Annotated in this window: 17 protein-coding genes; 8 read left to right on the top strand and 9 right to left on the bottom strand. The window is 33.7% G+C overall.

The window, feature by feature from the left end; translation table 11 throughout:
- Positions 1 to 11: 11 nt before the first annotated feature.
- Complete coding sequence (gene ribA / locus MQX03_RS10535) at positions 12 to 605, top strand: GTP cyclohydrolase II (RefSeq protein WP_242803029.1); 594 nt, start codon at positions 12 to 14, stop codon at positions 603 to 605.
- A gap of 91 nt (positions 606 to 696) precedes the next feature.
- Here the strand turns inward: ribA and MQX03_RS10530 are convergent, their stop codons facing one another.
- The gene (locus MQX03_RS10530; RefSeq protein WP_242803028.1) at positions 697 to 1248 is read right to left on the bottom strand and encodes a hypothetical protein; all 552 of its coding nucleotides are present in this window, start codon (positions 1246 to 1248) and stop codon (positions 697 to 699) included.
- A 115-nt stretch (positions 1249 to 1363) separates the two neighbouring features.
- On the opposite strand from MQX03_RS10530, the gene MQX03_RS10525 reads away from it, so the two are divergent.
- The 5 genes from MQX03_RS10525 to MQX03_RS10505 all read left to right on the top strand — a co-directional run bounded on the left by MQX03_RS10525 (position 1364) and on the right by MQX03_RS10505 (position 6588).
- The gene (locus MQX03_RS10525) at positions 1364 to 3094 is read left to right on the top strand and encodes a glycoside hydrolase family 3 protein (RefSeq protein ID WP_242803026.1); all 1731 of its coding nucleotides are present in this window, start codon (positions 1364 to 1366) and stop codon (positions 3092 to 3094) included.
- Positions 3095 to 3154: 60 nt separating this feature from the next.
- Entirely contained in the window at positions 3155 to 4303 is a 1149-nt protein-coding gene (gene bshA, locus MQX03_RS10520) for an N-acetyl-alpha-D-glucosaminyl L-malate synthase BshA (protein ID WP_129535045.1), read from the top strand.
- A gap of 178 nt (positions 4304 to 4481) precedes the next feature.
- On the top strand, positions 4482 to 5756 hold the full coding sequence (locus MQX03_RS10515) for a DUF2851 family protein (RefSeq protein WP_242803024.1): 1275 nt from the start codon (positions 4482 to 4484) through the stop codon (positions 5754 to 5756).
- The gene (locus tag MQX03_RS10510) at positions 5749 to 5970 is read left to right on the top strand and encodes a PspC family transcriptional regulator (RefSeq protein WP_034678114.1); all 222 of its coding nucleotides are present in this window, start codon (positions 5749 to 5751) and stop codon (positions 5968 to 5970) included. Before MQX03_RS10515 ends, MQX03_RS10510 begins: the two co-directional genes overlap by 8 nt.
- A gap of 105 nt (positions 5971 to 6075) precedes the next feature.
- Positions 6076 to 6588 carry a GNAT family N-acetyltransferase gene (locus MQX03_RS10505; RefSeq protein ID WP_242803022.1) on the top strand — a complete coding sequence of 171 codons (513 nt, stop codon included), beginning with the start codon at positions 6076 to 6078 and terminating at the stop codon, positions 6586 to 6588.
- Between the two features lie 15 nt (positions 6589 to 6603).
- Here MQX03_RS10505 and MQX03_RS10500 read toward each other — a convergent pair whose 3' ends face one another.
- From MQX03_RS10500 to MQX03_RS10490, 3 genes are read right to left on the bottom strand one after another with little or no spacing between them, the layout of a single operon-like run.
- Positions 6604 to 7413 carry a hypothetical protein gene (locus MQX03_RS10500; RefSeq protein WP_242803020.1) on the bottom strand — a complete coding sequence of 270 codons (810 nt, stop codon included), beginning with the start codon at positions 7411 to 7413 and terminating at the stop codon, positions 6604 to 6606.
- A complete protein-coding gene (locus MQX03_RS10495; protein ID WP_242803018.1) occupies positions 7410 to 8207 on the bottom strand; it encodes a carboxypeptidase regulatory-like domain-containing protein in 798 nt (265 codons plus the stop codon). The genes MQX03_RS10500 and MQX03_RS10495 overlap by 4 nt, the downstream gene beginning before the upstream one ends.
- A 6-nt stretch (positions 8208 to 8213) precedes the next feature.
- Positions 8214 to 8960: a carboxypeptidase-like regulatory domain-containing protein gene (locus tag MQX03_RS10490; RefSeq protein ID WP_242803017.1), complete on the bottom strand. Its 747-nt coding sequence runs from the start codon at positions 8958 to 8960 to the stop codon at positions 8214 to 8216.
- 158 nt (positions 8961 to 9118) lie between these two features.
- Here MQX03_RS10490 and MQX03_RS10485 point away from each other — a divergent pair, with 158 nt between their 5' ends.
- On the top strand, positions 9119 to 12280 hold the full coding sequence (locus tag MQX03_RS10485) for a UvrD-helicase domain-containing protein (protein WP_262916934.1): 3162 nt from the start codon (positions 9119 to 9121) through the stop codon (positions 12278 to 12280).
- A 179-nt stretch (positions 12281 to 12459) separates the two neighbouring features.
- Here the strand turns inward: MQX03_RS10485 and MQX03_RS10480 are convergent, their stop codons facing one another.
- The 5 genes from MQX03_RS10480 to MQX03_RS10460 form a co-directional block, all read right to left on the bottom strand.
- Positions 12460 to 12969, bottom strand: coding sequence for a ferritin (locus tag MQX03_RS10480; RefSeq protein WP_242803013.1), 510 nt, complete (start codon positions 12967 to 12969; stop codon positions 12460 to 12462).
- A gap of 138 nt (positions 12970 to 13107) precedes the next feature.
- Positions 13108 to 13569 (bottom strand): hypothetical protein, encoded by a 462-nt coding sequence (locus tag MQX03_RS10475; RefSeq protein WP_242803011.1) that lies wholly within the window; start codon positions 13567 to 13569, stop codon positions 13108 to 13110.
- A gap of 184 nt (positions 13570 to 13753) precedes the next feature.
- A complete protein-coding gene (locus MQX03_RS10470) occupies positions 13754 to 14758 on the bottom strand; it encodes a hypothetical protein (RefSeq protein ID WP_242803009.1) in 1005 nt (334 codons plus the stop codon).
- A gap of 141 nt (positions 14759 to 14899) precedes the next feature.
- Positions 14900 to 17551, bottom strand: a complete 2652-nt coding sequence (locus MQX03_RS10465) for a 4-alpha-glucanotransferase (RefSeq protein ID WP_242803007.1) — start codon at positions 17549 to 17551, stop codon at positions 14900 to 14902.
- Between the two features lie 129 nt (positions 17552 to 17680).
- Entirely contained in the window at positions 17681 to 18844 is a 1164-nt protein-coding gene (locus MQX03_RS10460; RefSeq protein WP_242803005.1) for a T9SS type A sorting domain-containing protein, read from the bottom strand.
- Between the two features lie 98 nt (positions 18845 to 18942).
- Here MQX03_RS10460 and MQX03_RS10455 point away from each other — a divergent pair, with 98 nt between their 5' ends.
- The gene (locus tag MQX03_RS10455) at positions 18943 to 19494 is read left to right on the top strand and encodes a hypothetical protein (RefSeq protein WP_242803003.1); all 552 of its coding nucleotides are present in this window, start codon (positions 18943 to 18945) and stop codon (positions 19492 to 19494) included.
- Positions 19495 to 19561: the final 67 nt, after the last annotated feature.

Here is a 19561-nt window from a genome sequence, read left to right as displayed (position 1 = left end):
CTTACAATTAAATGATTAAAATTCAGGCGGAAGCTAACGTCCCTACAGATCATGGGAATTTCCGAATGATAGCTTTTTCGGAAGAATCAAGTGATTGGATGCCTCATATGGCAATCATAGCCGAGCATACAGATTTTTCAAAACCTATCAATGTACGTTTCCATTCTGAATGTATCACAGGTGAAGTTTTTCACTCACAAAAATGCGAATGCGGACAGCAATTGGATGCAGCAATGAAGTACACCCACGAAAACGGAGGAATTATTGTTTATCTGCGTCAGGAAGGAAGAAATATAGGCATCATCAATAAACTGAAAGCTTATTCGCTTCAGGAAAAAGGTTTCGATACCGTTGAAGCCAATTTAAAATTAGGATTACCGGCTGATGACAGAAACTTCTCAGTAGCTATTGATATTTTAAATATTCTCAACGTAAAAAACATTAATCTTTTAACAAACAATCCTGAAAAAGTGAAGTTTGTAGAACAAAGTAATATCAATCTCAATTCAAGAATTCCTTTACAGATTCCAGCGAACGATTCGAGCCGTGGATATCTTCAGACAAAGAAAGACTACTTCGGACATCTTTTGGATGAACAAGATTAAATCAATTTCACATTTAGATAAAAAAAAGCAAAGCTCTGGAATTACTTCCAGAGCTTTTTAATTATAAAAAACTGAAAAGATATATTTCCTATTAATTTACTTTTGAAACCGGTACATTAGTATCGTTTAAGTTATAATATTTAATAACAGCGTTATAGTCATTGTAATCAACTGTATTTGCATTCTTTCCTGCAACTGTTGGAATTATAACAACTCTGAACATCTGATTATTTAAATAGGCATTAGTTTCTGCTGCAGTCATTTGAGTAGCTTGATTAAAATTTGCTTTTGAAGTAATCTCAACATCTACAGTTGTAAAATCGAAATTATAATCTAATTCTCTATCTGCAGGAAATGCTATATTGTCATCTAGATAATATGTTTTAGGAATTAATTGCCAAACTGCGTTAGCACCTGTACCAGAACCAACATTTCTATATACCAAAACAACATCAGTTACAGGAATGCCAATTGGTACGGATAAAGTATAATTATTTGAGGAGTTTAAATTTCCCGTAAAATCTTTCACTGCAGGGTACTCATATTGTTGTGTATTATCAACAACTACATCATCATTATTATCACAACTATATATTAGTAAACTAGCGAAAGCAAGTGTTAAAATTGGAAGAAATTTTCTCATTGTATAAAATTTAATATTATTAGTAACTACTCCCAATCAAAACATATACCAAAAAATTCAAAAACTTTGTTTCTGCTGTTTTTTTTAGTTGTATTTTTGTTCTTATTCAAAAATTATGAACAAAGTAGCTTTTCAATTACTCTTCATTTTACTGTCTATCAATTCACAAGTTTCAGCTCAGTATCAGCCGAAAAACATTTCTCAGCAAGATCAAAAAAAAGCCCAGAAATGGGTCGACAAAACCTACAATTCGCTTTCTCAGGACGAAAAGCTAGGACAGTTGTTTATTGTTGCTCTTTACACCAATAAAGACGAAAACCACATCAATCAGGTTAGAAACATTGTCACCAATGATAAAATTGGAGGATTAATTCTGATGCAGGATGATGCAGCAAGAGAAATTAACTTAGTGAATGAATTTCAGCAAAAATCTAAAATCCCATTAATGATTGGGATGGATGCTGAATGGGGACTATACCAAAGAATTGCGAAGGCACATAAATTTCCTTGGGCGATGACTTTGGGAGCTATTCAGGACAAAAATCTGATTTATCAGATGGCAGCCAAGATTGCTGAAGACTGCAAAAGAATGGGTATCAATTGGGATTTCGCTCCGGTTGTAGATGTCAATACCAACCCCAACAATCCGATTATCGGAAACAGAAGCTTCGGTTCAGAAGTTTCTAATGTTACTCAATCCGCCCTCTCCTACTCTAATGGTTTGCAGGACAATAATATTTTAGCAGCAATCAAGCATTTTCCGGGGCATGGTGATACGAATACCGATTCACACCTTGATCTTCCGGTGGTTTCACACAATTTAGAAAGATTAAGCTCAATAGAATTAGCACCTTTTAAAGCTTTGATGGATAAAGGAATTGGCGGTGTGATGGTTGCACATCTTTACGTTCCAAGCTTAGAATCAGGAAAAGGGATTCCGGCTTCAGTTTCAAAAAATATTATTACAGGTTTATTAAAAGAGAAATTCGGATATAAAGGTTTGATTATTACAGATGCTTTAAATATGGGAGCAGTTGCCAACAAATATAAACCAGGCGAATTAGATGCATTAGCTTTCAAAGCCGGAAACGACATCATGCTTTTCTCACAAGGAGTTGCTGAAGGTAAAAAGCTCATTCAGAAAGCTATTGATAATGGTGAAATTCCTCAGGCAAGAGTGGAAGAAAGTGTAAAGAAAATTCTACTGACTAAATATTTTTTAGGCTTAAATCAATACACTCCAAAAAATCCTGAAAACGTTAACCAAGACATCAATAATGATTCTCACAAAATATTGGTTCAGAATCTTTACGCAAATGCTTTAACTTTAATAAAAGACGAAAAAAAATTACTCCCTCTGAACTGCAAAAACACTTGTTATTATGTTCCTTTGGAGGAAGCTCCATATCAGACTTTTGCAGATCAACTCAATTTAAATTCAACCGTTATCATTAAAAAAGCTTCGGAAATAAAAACAATTCCTGCAAATTCTACAGTGATTGTTGGCTTCCATAAAGATAATTCGACAGCGTACAAACCTTATAAAATTTCAGCTGAATCTAAAAAGGTTTTGGAAGATTTAGCTAAAAATCAAAATGTGATTTTAAATGTTTTCGGAAGTGCTTATGCTTTAAAAGACATTGATTTGTCTAAACTTTCAACCGTTTTGGTATCTTATGAAAATAATGACGACTCGATGACCGCAACTGCAAACGCCATCAACGGAAAAACAAAAATCTCAGGAAGACTTCCGGTTTTGGTCAATGATCAACTGAAAGCGGGAATGGGAATGACTTTAGAAGCTCCACAGTTTTCAAAATCAACAGAATTCACCACATCAAAATAAAATTAAACTAATGAGACGCTGTAAGCGTTCCATCTGACAACCAAAAAATAAAATATACAGATGAAAATAGGCATACTTTGCTACCCAACATACGGCGGAAGCGGAATCGTGGCAACAGAACTCGGGATGTCTCTCGCCAACAAAGGATATGAGGTACACTTCATTAGTTCGGCACTTCCGGCAAGATTAGATATCACCAATCCGAATATTTTCTTTCATAAAGTCAATGTTCAAACCTATCCGCTTTTCCAGTATCAGCCTTATGATATTGCGTTGAGCTCGATGATCTACCGTGTTGTGAATCTTTATAAACTAGATTTGCTTCATGCACATTATGCGATTCCTTACGCTTATGCGGCGTTTACGGCAAAGCAAATGCTGAAAGAAGACAATAACGACATTCCTTTGGTGACAACGCTTCACGGGACTGATATTACGTTGGTTGGACAACACCCAAGCTACAAACATGCGGTAGAATTTTCTATCAATCAGTCGGATGCGATTACTTCCGTTTCTGAAAGCCTGAAGAAAGATACCCTGCAGTTTTTTAATATTAAAAAAGAAATTCAGGTCATCACCAATTTCATCGACAATTCTGAGTTTGATGAATTGAATGAATGCCAGAGAACTCAATTTGCGAGTCCGGACGAGAAAATTCTTATTCACGTTTCCAACTTAAGACCGGTAAAGCGTGTGGAAGAAGTACTGCAAATATTTAAAAGCGTTGAAAAGAAGGTTAAATCTAAATTAATCATCATCGGTGAAGGCCCAGATATGGAAAAAGTAAACTCTTTCTTAGAAGAAAATCCAGAATTAATTTCTAAGATTCGTCTTTTAGGTAAAGTGAATGATCTGTACAGAATTTTACAGCTTTCCGACGTGTTCTTACTTCCTTCCGAGCAGGAAAGTTTTGGTTTGGCAGCTTTGGAAGCGATGGCAGCATATACGCCTGTTATCAGTTCAAATGCCGGTGGAATTCCGGAAGTAAACATTCAGGGCGAGACAGGATTTTTAGCGGAAATCGGAAACGTAGAAGCCATGAGTAATTACACGATTAAACTTCTCAGCAACGAAGAATTATTAGCTCAAATGAAAATCAACGCAAAGGAGCAGGCGATTAAATTTGACCTAAAAAATATCCTTCCTATTTACGAGGAAATGTATAAAACGACGATTGCAAATTTTGTGAAGGAAACGGCAAAAGTTTAAATCTTCATTAAAATATAAAATAAAAATCAGGGCAAGCTGCTCTGATTTTTTTGAAATTAAACTTTTCTAGAACGCTCACTAAAGTTTCCGGAGAAGAAATAATTTTCACGTATTTCATTTTAATCAACTTTTCAAATTCAAATTTTTCTTAAATTAGTGGCAACACAAAACACCACCGATGAACGAAAAATTATTACAGTATCTCTGGAATTTCAAAGTATTCACCCATTATAACTTCACAGATTTAGACGGAAATCCTATTGAAATAGTAGATTTTGGGAAGTGGAACAAAGATTCCGGACCGGATTTTCTGATGGCTAAAATCAAGATCAACAACGTCATATTAGCAGGAAATATAGAGTTACACGTACGATCTTCCGACTGGATTTTCCACCAGCATTCTAAAGACCCGAATTACGAGAATATCATTCTACATGTTGTCTTTCAAAATGACGCAGACATTGAAGAACTCTGTAAAAAGAATATTCCAACCTTAGAATTGAGAAATCATATTGATGAAAGTATTTTCGGAAAGTATGAGAAACTGTTGAAAGAAAGTCAGTTTATTGCCTGTGAAGATCTATTTAACCCTTATAAAATTCCGGTTCATTTTCATGAAGAAAGTTTATTACAGAAACTTGAAGAGAAATCTGCCGAACTTGAAAAAGATCTTGAAATTCATAAAAACAACTATGAAGCAGTGTTATTTCACAGCCTCGCCTATTCTTTTGGGTTGAAAGTAAATGCGCATCTGTTTAAACAAATCGCTGAAAGTATTAATTTCACGGTTTTCAATAAAATTCGTCAGAACAAAAAACAAGTCGAAGCTTTATTGTTTGGGATTTCCGGCTGGCTTGAAAAACCTGACGATGAACAAATGAACATCTGGAAAAGAGAATTTGATTTCCTAAAAGCTAAATTTGATATTTCTGATCTGATTATTCGTCCGAAATTTTTAAGACTGCGGCCTCCCAACTTTCCTACCCTTCGTTTATCGCAATTGGCAGACCTTTATTATCTGCATCAAAATTTATTTTCAAAAATCATCAATGCTAAGAACACTGATGAATTGATGCATATATTTAAAGATGTAAAGGCTTCTGATTATTGGGACAATCATTTTAATTTCGGGAAAGTTTCAACTGTTAGCCAACCGAAAGTTTTAACTAAAGACTTCATTGAGCTCATCATCCTCAACAGCATTCTACCTTTAAAGTATACGTATCACAAATATCACAATGAAGAAATTGCGGAAGAAACTCTGGCATTTTACAAAGAACTTTCGGCAGAGAAAAATTCAATTGTTGATGGCTGGAAAAATTTAGGGCTAAAAATAAAAAATGCGCTGCAGACGCAAAGTCTGATTTATCATTACAAAAATTACTGCACACCAAAAAATTGCTTAAATTGCAGCATCGGATTTAAAATTTTAAAAGAAAGCAATCATGTTTGATAACCTTCGTCACAAGATGGAAAGAGAATGGTTTGGGGTACTCACAAGAATGGGCGCCAAATTGGGAATTCCCGTTTCTAAATTGCGGGTTTTCTTTATCTACTCTACTTTTGCGACCGCAGGTTTTTTCTTTTTAATCTACCTCGGGTTGGCTTTCACGCTTTGGATTAAGGATATTTTCATCACCAGAAGACCTAGTGTTTTTGATTTATAGTGTACTGCTATTGTCAATTGGCTTTTTGCTGGTGGCTTTTTGCTGGTGGCTTTAAAATCAGTGTCATAAAATCAAAGGTTAACGATTAAATTATTACAACTATTAATGGAATTTTTACAAATTACTTCGCCTGACGATTACCGCGTACAGCAGATTTATGACTCTTATGCTTCAAGTTTCCCTGAAGATGAAAGACGAGATTGGTACAAGTTTGTGCGTTTGTTTGAGCACCCGCAAGTGAAAGTAATTTCTGTTTTACATGAATCTGAAAACATTGGTTATCTCGTACTTTGGGAACTGAAGAATCATGTGTTCGTAGAACATTTTGAGGTTTTTGTGGAGTTTAGAAATCAAAAACTCGGTTCGCAAATCACCGATTATTTATTTAAAAATCATCCGAGAATTATCTTGGAAATCGAGCCTGAACATTTGAACGAAGATTCAAAACGACGTTTTTCGTTTTACCAAAAAAATGGCTTCAATTTGATAGACGAAATGTATATTCAGCCAAGTTATGGTGAAGGTAAAAAACCACTTCAGCTGTGGCTTTTATCCAACTATCGTCCGGAAAATCTTGATGAAGTGAAAGATGAAATTTATGATGTTGTTTATCATTAATTGTGATTGGCTTTACTATTCTCCGCTTAATTTATTCAGCTTAGAATATTCTACAAACGCAGTTTTTAATTCATATTCTATTTCTAAAGGTTTGAAGGTTTTTCTGAATCTTTTTGAAAGATGATTTACTCGTTCAGCATAATAAAGAAAATGGTCAATTCCTTCTTCATTCATACCATATTTTGTAAGAAAAGTTAGGTCGATTTCTTTTTTCACTCTACTTAAAAAATCCTGAGTTTCACCAAAAGTTGGTGCTGTAATTTTGGGAGCCGATGCTTTTTTGATTAAACGTACCGCTTCGCCGATCACTTTAATTACATTAACCTGCCCTGCATTAAAATCATGACCTTGAAATGTTTTTGGAACTTCATTCTTCGGAATTGGAACCGACATAGGAGCTTTTATATATTCTTCCATTGAGGATTTCAACTTCGCTACTTTCCTCGAATCACTCATATGCTTATTGTCTCTTTCTAGATTCCCACTCGGTTTGTACTCAATTTTCACTTCGGGAATTAACGTTTCAACTCTTAAAAGAACCACATTCATTGTAGTATAAAAACTCTCTTTTTTGATGATTTTATCCGTTCTGTAATAGCTTTCTTTTATAAATCGCAGTTCATCATTCTCATCAGATTCAATCGTGAAATTTCCTGAAACATCACTTGCTGAACGGATATTTTTAGTAACATTTAAAACTAAAACTGCATTTAAACCCAACTGTTGATCGTCCGTAATTTTGCCGGAAACTTTTTTTTGCCCGAATATTTGAGCAACGATGAAAGAAAAAACAATGATTAGACTTTTGGTAAAACTAGTTTTCACTTGGCAATATTTTTTGTTTGAGATTTCACTCTTTCATTAAACTTAGGAATTGCTTTTTCAATTTCGAAAATTGTCCCGTTAATATTCTTGGACTTCACAAAATCTAATGATCTTGGGTTTTCGAGAAAAGCAAACTCCAGAAACTCTCTAATTCGCTCTTCGGGAATTCCCAAACTCACAAAATATTCCGCATCAAGCCTGCTTATCACCCATTTCAAATGCCTTTGTAAATCTTCATATTTATATAAAGTCTTCATTCTTCGGGCATCTCCACTGATTACTTTGTACAAAGCATCAATATTAATCGCCGCCGCCGGAAAACCAATTACAAATGCATCTGAAAGTTCAGGAGCTTTTTCTCTCGCGACTTCAGGAGGTCTTGGAAGACCAATATCTTTTTGCAATCTTGCAACTTTATCATCTTTGGAAAGTCTTTTAGAATCTTTATTTAAATCTCCCGTAAGATTTAAAATTTCAACTTCTTTTATTTCTTCCGGAATTCTAATTAGAACAACATTTAACGAGGAATTATAATCAAAAATACGTTTTGAAGCTCTCTCGTAACTTATTTTTGAAAATCTGATTTCGTCATTTAAAGAAGCTTCAATTTCAAAATTTCCAGCAGCATCACTATACGTTTTTTTATCATTAGAAATATTGACCACCAAAACATTGGTAATGACCATATCATTTTCGCTGATGATTTTGCCTGAAATTTTCTGTTGTGAAAACAGATTACTAAGTGAAAAGAATGTAAGAATCAAAAAAAATATTTTTAAAAAATATGATTTCATCACCTTCTATTTTTGTGTTAGTGGAGCTTTATAATTAGAAATCCTCGTTAAAACAGCTCTCTGAAATCGCATCAAATCGGCATCGCTGACAAAACCGTACTTTAAAATACTTCTCCGTTCAAAACCGCCTGCCAATACATAGCCAATGAAATGCTGAACCTGAGAATTTTCTATTTTTAAATCATTAAAATACTCATAACCCAAAGCACTTACCAAATAATTCATAAAATCGATATCGTCCCATTTATCTTTCACTTTCCCGATGGCAAAGCCTTGTCCTTTTGGCTGTACAAAATCGCCGGGTCTCGCAGCCAGAATTCTCGGGTCAGATTTTTGCTTAATATAAATCGCTAGATCTTTCTTCAGTTTCTCAACCTTTCTTGGCGGATTTAAAGTCTTCGTATCAATTTTCAAATCGCCGGTCAATGATTTTTTAATTTCAACTTCATCAATCAGTTGCGCAGATCTTGTCAACTTAATATTGATGGGTGAAGCGATATTTTCTTTAGTAACACTGGCATTGACTCTGTCGTAACCGATTTTGATGAAACGTAGATTATCGCCTTGTCTTCCCGAGATCATAAAATGTCCGTCTCGATTGGTTTCCACGCGTTCATCTGTTCTTATGTTGATAACCGTAACGTCAGGCATTTCTATATTTTCTTCAGAAATTACCTTCCCAAAAATATATTCCTGAGCATTGATGCTGACAAAGAAAAATAAGGATAGAATAAAGAGTAATTTTAATTTCACAGATTATTGTTTTATAGGGCAAAACTAAAGTAATTTTTGTTGAATTTCAGAAGTTTAACCACCGTTAACGCTTTTAGTATTATTTTTTGAATTTTTCTTTTTGAAACTGTTAAAAACCAATCTTTAATTGTTAAAATTTCATTTATATTTTAATTAAATTGCAGACTCAATCTCTGCAAAACATGAACAATTCTTACACGGTCATCAATGCCTCTGCTGGCTCCGGGAAAACCTATGCACTCGTGCAGCGGCTTCTGATGATTTGTCTGCGATATCCCAATCAGCAGCATTCTATTCGCAATATTTTGGCGTTGACGTTCACCAACAAAGCAGCGAATGAGATGAAAGAAAGAATTTTGTCGTGGTTGGGAAATTTTACCGCAGACAATTATGCTGATAATGCAGATTTAAAAAATATTCAGACCGCTTTTGAAAGTGAAGGCATAAAAATTACGATTGATGAACTTCATTTCAGATCAAAAAAATTGCTCGATTACGTTCTTCATAATTATTCAACATTAAATATCGGGACTATTGACCGTTTCAACTCTCGGTTGGTCCGAAGCTTTTCTTATGAATTAGGCTTAGCTCAAAATTTTAATCTTGAAATTGACGCAGAACCTTTTTTGATTGAAGCCGTCGATAAAATGCTCGACCAGATTGGCGAAAACGATAGTATCTCAAATTCATTTATGGATTATGTGGATTACAGTCTTGAAAATAACGAGCGAATTAATTTAAATAAAAACCTTTACGATTCTGCGAAAGAGTTTGTAAAAGACATTCATTACGAGCACCTTAAAAGCAACAAGAGTTTTGATGATAGCAAATATGAAGACATTAAAAATACGCTTCGAAAAGAAATTGTCACCAATAAAAAACGTTCAGTAGAAATTGCAACACAGTCTATCGAACTTTTTAAATCAAAAAATATTGAAGTTGAAGATTTTTCTCAAGGCAAAAATGGGATTGGCGGATTTTTTACTAAAATTATAGATTTCTATAGCAAAAAAAGACCCGGATTTCCTTTTCCGACAAATGAAGAAAGTGCTTTAAACAATATTCAAAAAGGAGCGGCAGCAAAATCAAAACATAAAGAGTCCGAGATTTTTGAAATTCTCGAGCAGCTTTTGGAAAACAGAATGCAGCTGATTCTTTTATTTATTGAAACTCAGAAAAAGGAGAAGATTCTGTCGGCTTTGCTTCCTTTGAAAGTTAATAAAGACATCCAAGATGAGTTGAAAAAAATTGAAGATGAAAATGATTTGGTCCTGCTTTCAAAATTCAACATTCTTATCAACGAAAACTTAAAGAATGAACCTTCAGCTTTTATTTATGAAAAAGTAGGTTCGCAGTTTCAGCATTATTTCTTTGATGAATTTCAGGATACATCAGAACTGCAGTGGCAGAATTTCATGCCGTTGAGAGATCACAGTGTTTCGACAGAAAACACTTCTTTCACTTTGGTTGGCGATCCGAAGCAGAGTATTTACCGTTTCAGAGGTGGCGAGAGTAAGCTCATGCTTGATATTATCAATAAAAAAGAAATTTCTCCTAAAGAAGCTGAATTATTAGTTTTAAAAGACAATTGGCGAAGTGCGAAGAATATTGTTCAGTTTAATAATGAGCTTTATCAATTTCACTCAATCGATTTAGAAGAAGAACATAAAAATATTTTTGGAATTGATGCTGAGCAAAATTCAAAATCTAAAATTGACGGTCGTGTAAAAGTTAATTTAATTGAAAACCTTACGAAAGAAGATTTTTACAATGATGTTTCCTACAAAATGCAGAAAGATATTCAGGAATGTCTCGATAACGGATTTAGATTTTCAGACATCACGATTCTCTGCCGTGGTAACTTTGATATTTTCAGTTATTCTCAGAAATTAGGTAATTTAAAAGTAAACTACAGAGGTGAAGAAACGAATATCAAAACTATTTCCGACAAAGGTTTGACCTTAGAATTATCGAATACTCTGCAGGCGGTCATTCAGTTTTTGAGATGGGAAACTAATCCTAAAAACAAACCTCATTTGATCATGCTGATGTTTTATCTGAACCGTTTGGGCAGAATTACGATGGCTGATTTCAGTTTAGATATCAAAGAGATTCTAGCTATCAATACTCACGAAGAAATTTTAGAATTTATTCAAAATAAATATGCTTTAAAACTGAAACAGGATAACTTCCCAAAATTTAATCTCTACAATTTTGTTGAATACTACATCAACGAATTTGCGGTTGAGAACAAGGAAACTGATTTTCTTTTAAATTTTCTGGAAATGCTTTTCAATTTCACTCAAAATGCAGGTGCAAGTACTAAAGAATTTTTGAAATACTGGGATGAAGAAGCCTCAAAACACACCATTCAGGCTTCTGAAAACATTGACGCCATTCAGATTATGACGATTCACAAAGCGAAAGGTCTGGAATTTCCGGTGGTTTTTATTCCTTTGGAAAACAAAAACTCTGACAGTCAGTTTAATAATTGGTTTGATACCGACGGCGATGAAGCCCTGAAGTCAGTGAACATTAATCAGTTTAATAAAAATCTCGAAGCCTACGATCCGGAAATTGAAAAATTTAACAAAATTAATTCCTACAAAAATTTCGTTGACCGACTTTGCCTGCAATATGTTGCGACAACAAGACCAGTGGAACAGCTTTTCTTTTATCTTCAGAAAGCCAATAAAACCTCGAATAATCTGGAGATTTTAGAATTTATTCAATCAAAGAATTCTGAAAATCTCGATGAGTTTGATTTGTATGAAACAAAACCTGAAATGCTGGTAAAACACACCAAACACAAAACTTCATCTTACAAAACCAAAGACATAGAGAATCTGAGTAGCAAGCACGAAAAAAGCACTTCTATCAAAATTGCGACACCTTCGAAAACCTACCAGGAAAGAAATAAAAAAGTGCGAACCGGAATTTTTGTCCACGAATTATTATCTAAAATAAATACTGAAAAAGACATCGAGAAAGTATTAGAAGCTTACACTTTGGAAGGTCAGATTACTTTAAAGGAAAAGGAAGAAATTCACCTCGCTTTAAAAGAAATTATTACAAAACATTCTGAGTTTTTTGATGAAAAATGGGAAGTGATTAACGAAAAAGACATCATGATTTCCGAAAGAGGAATCAGTAAAATTTACCGTCCAGACCGTATTTTAAAAGGCGACAAAGGTTGTATTATTGTAGATTTTAAAACCGGACAAGAATCTGAAAAGAATGAAAAACAGATTGAAACGTATAAAGCTGTACTGGAGAGTTTGGGAATGAAAGTTTTGAAGACGCAGTTGATTTATTTGTAACCTGATTTCCAAATTACCTTACAAAGTATCGGGGGGACCATTTGTGGCGCCCCTAAAAGTTTTTATTAAAAAAAAAAATAAAACATAGTATTTTTTTTTAAACCTTTTTTAAATTTAACCTTAAATTTTTGGGGGGGCTGTTTGGGGCCCCCCGATACTTGTTTATATTCCTAAATAAATTAAGCCTTCGTATCTGGTACAAAAACTCTCTGTGCCAGCTCCTGATCAAAAAGATACAATGCTGATGGATTATCACAAACCATCTTAATTTTGGTCACGTACTGTGATGCACTCGCTTCCTCTTCCACTTGCTCGTTAATGAACCATTGTAAGAAAGAAGTTGTAGCAAAATCTCCCTCATCATTTGCATTTTTTACGATGTTAAAAATACTTTTTGTTACTTTTTTCTCGTGCTCAAGAGCTTTTTCAAAAATATCAACTGCATCATTAAATTCATAAGGTGGTTTTGCAATTTCACCAATGATGATTTGACCTCCTACATCGTTTAGAAAATCAAACATTTTATCTGCGTGCATCAATTCTTCTTTACATTGAACTCTGAAGTAATTGGCAATTCCATCAAGATCTTTTGCAGAAAACCATGCAGACATTGAAAGATAATATTGAGCAGCATATTGCTCGTGAGCTATTTGTTCGTTTATTAACTGTGCTATTTTTTCGCTTACCATAATAAAAATTTATACTCAAAATTACGCATTATAAGGCGAATTGAAAAGTTTTCAGCCAAATTTAGATTTAGATTGAATACAAAAAAGGATGGAATTGCTTCCACCCTCATAACATTAAAAAATCAAAATTATAAACTATCAGTTTACTTGGGCTTGAGGTGCTGGTTTCAAACCATGTCTTATTTTTCTGTCACCCTTAAAACCTTTTTCTTTCATCATCGCTCTTCTTTCTTCCATTTTTGCTTTTTTTCCGGCTTGCCATTTATCATATTGTTCCGGCGAAAGAATCTTTTTCATATCATTATCCATCTGCTGTCTTTTTGCCTTCATCTGTTCCATTCTCGCTTGTCTCTGCTCTTTATTTTTTTCGAAGTCATTCTTCATTTCAGCTTTTCTTTTTTCATGAAGACCTTTGATTTGAGCAATTTGACTTTGATTTAAATTCAGCTCTTTCTGCATTTCAGCCATTCTTTCCTGCTCTTTTTGCTGCATCTTCTGCTTCATTTCCTCTCTGTTTATTTTTTTATCCTGAGGAACCTGTTGAGCCATTGCAAAACTTCCCATTCCGATAAACGCTATTGCTAATACTAATTTTTTCATTTTGTTTTAAATTAATTAATTGTTTTGTTATATCTATTTGATATGCATTTTTAAGTAAAGTTAAATGCTAAATTCATAAATAATGTTAAATTTTAATATTAATATTTTTATAATTTATATTAAATAAAAGGAGATTAGGTAATAAAACCCAATCTCCACACCACTCAAATATAATATATGAAAACTAATTTCTAACTAAGCTGTTTCTGAAGCCACCTGAACTTCTTCCTTCACCTCCACTGTTTTGTTGTCTTGGTGTGCTATTTTGTCTAGGGCTGGCACTTTCGCCTCTTTGCTGAGATCTGAATCCTCCGTTTCCTCTTGTACCATTATTTTCAGACCTTCTCGGTTCAGCAGCTCTCGGTGTACTCGCTTCGGATCTATTATTATTTCTAAATCCACCGCCGGCATTTTCGTTTCCTCTCATTCCACCATTTCCGTTATTACCTCTTACGCCGTTATTACCTCGAACTCCATTATCAGAATTTCTGAAACCACCACTATTTCCATTATTTCCTCTCACTGCATTATTTTGATTTCTAAATCCACCGGAATTATTGTTATTTCCATTTCTGAATCCTGAATTTCTAACTACATTCAAAGTAGGGTTATCATTTCTTCTGAAACTGTTTCTGTCTACTCTGTAAACATTAATATTTACATTTCTGTATCTTGGCATTACCCTAAACCTCGGCGAATAATATGTTCTTCTATAGTTTTGGAAATAAACAATCGGACTTTGTCTGTGATAATAATTGTTTTGGAAAACAACAAACACTCTTGGTCCTAAAATTCTTTCCATGGCATAGAATCTGTCATAATACCATCTGTCTGGGTTATATCTGTAAAAATTATTCCATCCGGAAAAGCTTGAGTACAGGTTGTTCAAATATAAAATCTGATCAATTTGCCAACGGTTTAATCTATTTTGCTGGAAGAAAACATTCCAATTGATATTGACTATACTATTTCTATAATCGCTGTACTGACTCTGATAATAATCTTGAGGATAATAATCCTGAGGATAATTGTAGTAATAATCGTCCGGGAAATAGTTTTGATCATCCTGATCAGAGTAATATCCGTCATTATCTCCGTATCCGTCATTTCCATATCCGTTATTTGGATATTGCTGAGCAAACGACAAAGTCGCTAAAGTCAAAGCAAATCCCAAAAGTATTTTTTTCATTTCTATAAGCATTAATTAGTTAATTGTTCAGAACTCTCATTCTTGTCTTTTGGATGTAAAGAAAAAAAAGAAGTTAAACCCTAAAGTAAAACTTCTTTTATAAATATTTTAATCAACTGATAATCAATACCATTATTTTCATCAAGCACGACCACTGTCTTTGTTCCAATCTGAAATTTTTTGATTAAAAGATTCATTTTCCGTTAAACTTTCTACATATAAATGCATTCTGTACCGCCAATAGTGCGGAAATACTGAAGGATTATTAATTCTTTCATTATCCATATTGGGATTGGTCAATTTTTCATCTGTTGCAAAGAATTCCTGAATCGGAAAAATTGCAAGCATCGCATCATTGTACAGATGTTGTTTCATAATGATTTCAGCCAAATGAGGTTCTAAATTCTCAGGAGTTTTACCATACTGCATCAATTGCTGATTATAAAATCGCTGAGTTAATTCAGAATTTTCTTTCCACCATTGTCGCAGTGTTGAACTGTCGTGAGATGAAGCTGTGACCACATTCAGATAACCCGCATTTTTAGGATTGTAAAAAGGAATCTGTTCTGATGGCATTCTCTGAACTTTCAAAGCAACAATCGCCAATTCATCCATCACTTCAGGAACACAATCCGGAACCATTCCTAAATCTTCTCCGCAAATCAACATTTTTGTAGAGTTTAAAATGACCGGAAGCTTTTCCATTGCCTTTTCTTTCCACATAAAATCTTGTCTCTTGAAGAAATAATCCTGATACAATTCATAAATTGCCTTTTTCTCCCAATCTGAAAGATATTTATACGATTCAGTTTTAAATGCATTAAATCTCGGATGATACACCGTTTGCTCATCTCTTTCCTCAGTTAAAAACAAAACATTGGCACAAAGCAAAATCAATTGTTCTTCTATAGAACCCACAGTTTTTTTCTTAAAATAGTCTGCAAGCTTTCTTTGAGTATCAAATTCTTCTTTGAAAGAATAGGTTCCGTCTAAATTATTATTTAAAAATTCTAAAGCCTTATTACTTTGCTCTCCGAAATAATTCCAAAGTATCAAATCGTTGATAAACGGCTTACAGTATCTGTCGAAATCAAAAGGAATATGCCTTGCTTTAAATTCTTCCAAGACAACAGGAATAGCCGGGTAAAAATACCCTAAAATCCCTTGCGTTGCAGAAATTGGCATTCTCCAAATTCTGAAAAACCCGAGAATATGATCGATTCTCATCGCATCAAAATATTGCTCCAATGCTTTAAATCTGTTTTTCCACCACTGGAAATCATCAGCTTTCATAGCATCCCAATTATAGGTCGGGAATTCCCAGTTTTGTCCAAGTTCAGTAAACTGATCTGGCGGTGCACCTGCCTGAAAATCCATTCCGAATAATTCAGGTTCCGTCCATGCTTCTACAGAATGTCTGTAAATACCAATTGGCAAATCTCCTTTTAAAGAAACTCCTAAACTATGAATATAGTCGACAGCATCTTTCAGTTGTTGATGAAGTTGAAACTGCACCCAGGCATGAAGCATTGAAGCATCATAATCTTTACTCTTAACAGAGAAAAATGGCGCTATTTTTCCTGCGATATATTTTTTATGGGTTTTCCAGTTATTGAAGTTTGGTGTTTTATATTTATCTCTTAAAACGCAAAAAGCCGAATATGGTAAAAGCCAGGTTTCATTATCCTTTAAAAACTTTTTAAAGTTTCGGTCTTTATAAATCTTTTCTTTTTCTAGATTAAAAACCGCTTTAAGATATTTCCATTTACAAGAAATCATCTTTTCATAATCAATTAAATCTAAAGAATTTAATTCTGATTGTTCAGCCTCAAATTCTTTAACTAAATCCTTAGGTAATTTGTAATCTAAATTTTGAATTGAAATATACTGCGGATGTAAAGCATACACAGAAACTGCAGCATAAGGATAAGAATCTGTCCAAGAATAGTTTGCTGTTGTATCATTGATCGGTAAAATCTGAATAATACCTAATGACGTTTCATTAGCCCAATCTGCCAATTTTTTTAAATCTGAAAACTCACCAACTCCAAAACCCTCCTCACTTCGCAAAGAGAATACAGGAACCGCAACTCCCGCATCGTGGTACATTTGGTAAGACTTAAATTTAAAGTAATGATCTGCACAAATTTGTAAAACATCTTTCTGAAGATTAGGAATCGTGTACCTGTTTTCTCCGCTCTCTACATCAATGACTTTTCCTGCATCTTTGTCAAAAATCGCATATTTGTATTGAATTAAATGATTCTCAGGGATTTCTACAGACGTTTCCCAAATACCAAAATCAGTCTGGGAAAGATGAACGGCTTTGTTATAATCCCAATTTCCTAAAGATTCCGCATTTCCAAACAAGACGATTTCCCAATTTGGATTGTAAATAGGTGCTTCAATTCTGAATAAATGACTATGCTTCTTAAGAACAGATAACTTTTTCGGACCAAACTGATTGAGTTTATTATGTAATATTTTATTATTGAGATAATTTTCAGGGAAGTTTTTACTGTTCCACTGATCAAAGATCAAAAACTCTTTGTAGTTATGAGGAAAACCCAATTCATGAGAAACAAATTCTTGTCTTACGACATTATTTTTATCGTCAACAAGCTGATAATGGTAAGAAATTGATTTTGAAAAATAATCTACTTCGCATTTCCAAAAGCCATCTTCTGTATAAAACATGGCGTGAATTTTAGACGCATTGCCATTTTCGCTAATCTTCAACTGCAGATTTTCACCAGCTTTTGCCCGATAGCTAACGTTAAAATATAATTTCATCTATCTATTTTTTGATAAAAATACAGTTTTAAAATTGAAATACAAATGGTTACAATGTCAAATTATCATTAAAAAAACCTTTTTTCAAGTTTGAAAAAAGGTTCTTCTAATCATTTAAAAAATCAAAATTTATTCTGTTACAAGAATTTTTTTATTCAATAAAGCTTTACCGGCTTCATCTGTAATATTGACGAGATACGAACCACTTACTAAATTTTTAAGATCAACCTGTTGGTTTAATTGACCTTCTTTCACAGATAATTTCTGCGTCAAAACAGCTTTTCCTGACAAATCAAAAACATTTATTTTGATGTTTCCTTTTACCGATTTGTCATTCACATTGACATAAATGAAATGCTCATCAACTTTCGTCGGATATACATCTAAATTAGCAAAAACAGTTGCAGAAGCTGCTCTGTCATTGACAAAATACTTACTTGCCAAATCGTAAATATGCAGGTTAGTTTCGCCAGGAAGTTGTTTTGCTTCAAGATTATCAAGGCTTAGTTCGTATAAAGCCGCTCCTTTTGCACTTGCAATTACCACTTTACCTTTAGAATTCACGGCTGCTCCGTTTACAGAATACGTTTCAGGAAGTCCTGATATTTTGCCGACAAATTTTGCCTTTAATTCTTTCGTTGAAACTTTAAAAACGTTTCCTGCAGTTGAGAACACATAGAAATTATTATCTCCGTCAGCAATCATATCTCCACCAAAACCGCTTTCCATAGCTGTGAAAGAATTCTTACCATTTGCAGCATCATCTTTGATAATTCCAAGGTCGTTTACAATGTACTGATTGTTCTTTTTACTAATCTGAATAAACTGAGTTCCAGCATTGTTGATGGCATAAATATTTCCATCATAACCGGTGGTCATCCGGGTAATGTGAGAATTGATATCACAAGATGTTACTGTGGCAATCTTATTTTCTACCAATGTAATTTCCTTCGTTTTTTGATTTAAAACGTAAACATTGGAGGAAAACATCGGCATATACACCAAATTGTTACCAGAAGAATCATAAGCCAAAGCCGCTAGAGTCATCGACTGGGCATGATTGTATGACGTTTTATCTTCTGTAACCGAAGATTTTCTTTCCTGAGACATCACATGAGCTTCAGAAGAAACGCCAAAAATACTTTGACCGGAAGTTCCGTCTGCATTCATTGCACGGAAATCACTGAACTCAATTCTTGGAGAATCCTTACCTGCCAGCGCAAAAAAATCTTGCTGTGCATTAACTGTATTTCCAAGTAATAAGAGAAGAATAGGGAATAAATGTTTTTTCATATGATAAATATTTTATTTGTAATTGTTTTAGTGTTACTAAGTTAAACAATTTTTTATTTGGTTAAAAAAATAATTATTTAAATTTGAAAAAAAATAATATGAAGAAAATCTATATTTTTTTTATTCTTTTTTCAATATCTGTTTCAGGTCAAATGGAGAATTTCATTGTTGAAAATTCGCAAGTTAGTTGGCGAAAAATTTATTCCACATCAAACACTCAAGAAAAAATTATTGCATTGATTAAAAAACGAAATAATTTATTGATTACAGAAATAAAAGAAGACATTATTGAAGGACACGTTTCAAATCTTGTTATGGATCATAAAAAGGCTGGTTATTCACTGTTAGGAACACCTGAAGCCTTAAGTGATGATGTAAGATTTTCTGGATTTTTTAATATTGAATTCAAAGATGGTAGATATCGTGCGACAGCTCGCAGTATAACATCACAAGGTGGAGATTATACATTATTAATAGGAAACATACCTGTTACCGGAAACCAAAACTCTTCACTCGAAGACATTGCTTTAGACAAATATGGAAAGATTAAAAGCAATTTTAAAAAATCAAAAGCCAAAATAATAGATGTAACTTTTGATAATCTTTTCGACTTCACCCAAACTACTGAACAAAAGATTAATGATTGGTAAAAAAACTCTCGCAGATTTTGCAGATCAAGCAGAAAATTTTGTTTAAAAATCTGCGTAATTTGCAAAA

It is taken from the genome of Chryseobacterium aahli (assembly GCF_022699665.1).
Lineage (GTDB): Bacteria > Bacteroidota > Bacteroidia > Flavobacteriales > Weeksellaceae > Chryseobacterium > Chryseobacterium aahli.
This window is presented reverse-complemented; position numbering and strand designations above follow the sequence as displayed.